This is a genomic window from Microbacterium sp. zg.Y909 (assembly GCF_024626565.1).
The window spans coordinates 1-2,481 of sequence record NZ_JANJFJ010000513.1 but is presented as its reverse complement, the minus strand read 5'-3'; the positions used below and the strand labels follow the sequence as shown (position 1 = coordinate 2,481).

General features: G+C 70.4%; 2 protein-coding genes and 1 pseudogene. 1 reads left to right on the top strand and 2 read right to left on the bottom strand.

Going from position 1 to position 2,481, the window contains the following annotated elements; all coding sequences use genetic code 11:
• Positions 1-1,595, top strand: a pseudogene (locus NQ160_RS22175) (AAA family ATPase); the annotation flags it as partial.
• 191 nt (positions 1,596-1,786) lie between these two features.
• Here NQ160_RS22175 and mscL read toward each other — a convergent pair.
• A complete protein-coding gene (gene mscL, locus NQ160_RS22170; protein WP_257517205.1) occupies positions 1,787-2,197 on the bottom strand; it encodes a large conductance mechanosensitive channel protein MscL in 411 nt (136 codons plus the stop codon).
• Positions 2,198-2,229: 32 nt separating this feature from the next.
• On the bottom strand, positions 2,230-2,481 hold a 252-nt coding region (locus NQ160_RS22165; RefSeq protein ID WP_257517204.1), incomplete at its 5' end, for an FmdB family zinc ribbon protein.

The following is a 2,481-nucleotide window of genomic DNA, read 5'->3' as shown; positions in this document are numbered from 1 at the left end:
CCGCCGAGCTGGAGTTCGCGTGGTGGCAGTCGGCGCTGGAGTACCTGCTGCGCAGCGACCGTGCGCTGCTGGGCGCGAACACGTCGGTCGTCGATCGCCTGGAGCGGGACTTCCGGCTGGTCGATGAGGCTCACGCAGCGGCATCCGGCCCCCTTCTGGCTGCCCAGCTGGCGACGCGGTGGAAGATCGCGATCGTCGATGAGCCGGTCGAGGCGGCATCGCTCAAGCAGGCGCTGCGCGAAGGCTCCGCCACCGCTGAAGAGCTCACCGGCTACGCGCCGACCCTCATGCGCGCCCTCGCGCCGGTGTGGCTGGCATCGCCGTACGAGATTCCGCAGATCCCGGATTCGCCGCAGTTCGACGTGGTGATCGTGGCGGATGCCGCCGCTCTCAGCCTCGCCGAGGCTGCGCCGGCCCTGCGACGCGCCCGTCAGGTGGTGCTGCTCGGCGACCCCGTGACGCAGAAACCCACCCCGTTCCGGGTGTCGGCGGCGCTTGCGGGCGCGGTCGAGGACGACGAGCCGCAGATCGACCCCGACGAGCCCAGCGTCTTCGAGCGTCTGGCGGAGCTGCTTCCGGTCGAGACGCTGACCCGCAGCTACCGCGCCGGCGGCGAAGACCTCGCCGAGCTCGTCAACGACGCCTTCTACGGCGGCGAGATCACCTCTCTGCCGTGGGCGGGTTCGTACCTCGGGCGCGGAAGCCTGGGCGTGGACTACGTGGAGGGCGGTGTCGGCGCGCCCGACCCCGTCACCGGAGCCGTCGAGAGTCCCGATGCCGAGGTCGCCCGGGTGGTCACACTCGTGGTCGAGCATGCCGTCAACCGCGGCTCCGAGTCGCTGATGGTCGTCACCGCCAGCGCGCGGCACGCCGAGCGGGTGCGCGCCGCCGTCGAAGCCGCGTTCGCCGGCCGGTCCGACGTCGCCGACTTCCTCTCGCGCGACACCGCAGAGCCGCTCGCCGTGCTCACGCTCGAAGAGTCGGTGGCCGAGAGCCGCGACCGCGTCATCTTCTCCCTCGGCTTCGGCCTCACCCGGCACGGCCGGGTGCTGAGCGACTTCGGCGATCTGTCCACGCCCGACGGGGAGCGGCTGCTCACGGTCGGCATGACCCGCGCGCGGCGGTCGATGGTGATCGTGTCGTCGATCCGCCCGTCGGCTTTCGACGAAGGACGCCTCGAATACGGCGCCGCGACCCTCATGTCCATCCTCGGCGGCATCGCCGCCCGGTCTCGCGAAGCCCGTCTCGAAGACCTCGCCGACCCGCTGACCCTAGCACTCGCCCGCGAGCTGCGCCGCCTGGGTGTCGCGGTGGATGTCGACTACCGGGGACTCCTGCCCCTCGTCGCGCAGCACCGGGGCAAGGCCGTCGTCGCCGAAAGCGACCCCGAGACGATCGGGGAGTCGCTGCGAGAGTCGCTGCGCCTGCGCCCTCTGATCCTCCGGCGCCTCGGCTGGCACTACGTGCGGGTGCACGCGTTCGACCTGTACAGCGACCCGGCCGGTGTCGCCGCCCGCATCGCCGCCATTCTCGGCGTGCAGCCCGAGACCCCGACGGCCGACACCACGACCCAGCCCATCGATGTCGTCGAATGAGCGTCAGCACATTCAGCGCGTTCCCGGAGCGCGCCGGGCGAAGCTGACCCCGGCGCCGGGCACGAGCGCCGAGCCGGTCCCCGCAGACGCCGACGGCCCGGATCCTGCGCCACCTGTGACGGGGGCTGCGGCATCCGGGCCGAACGACGAACAGCTGCGCAGGGACGTCCCCCCGCACTGGTGAAGCGGAGCTACGTGCGCGGCTTCTCGAGCAGGTCGCGGATCTGCATGAGCAGCTCCTGCTCGGTGGGGAGCTTGTTCTCCTCGGGCTCGGTGACGCCGGCCTTGCGGGCCTGACGCTCCTTCCAGCGGTTCATCGGGACGACGAACACGAAGTAGACCACGAGCGCGACGGCGAAGAAGCTGATTACCGCGCTGATGAGGTCCCCGATGGGGAACGTCACCTCCTGGCCGTAGAGGCCGATGACGGTCGGGCCGGCAACGCCGTTGGCGTTCTCCTGATAGAACAGGGCGACGATCGGCGTGATGATGGTGCTGACGACTGCGTTCACCAGGGCGGTGAACGCGCCGCCGATGACGACCGCGACGGCCAGATCGATGACATTGCCGCGCATGATGAAATCTTTGAAGCCCTTGATCACGAGGACTCCCTTCGTCTCGCCGGCCACGCCGGTCAGGATCCCGCGGAAGCGGGGGAGGCGGATGCCCCTGCAGACGATGATGACGAAGAAGAGGTCGATGCGGTAGACGAGGAGCCGGATGCGGCATCCTTCTTGGTCTCGCTCTTGCCGCTGCTCTTGCCGCCGCCCGAGCCGCCGGCAGCGGCCCGAGAGTCGGTGCGGTAGAAGCCGGAGCCGTTGAAGGTGACCCCGATCTGGCCGTACTGCTTGCGCAGCACGCCGCCGCACTCGGGGCACTCGGTCAG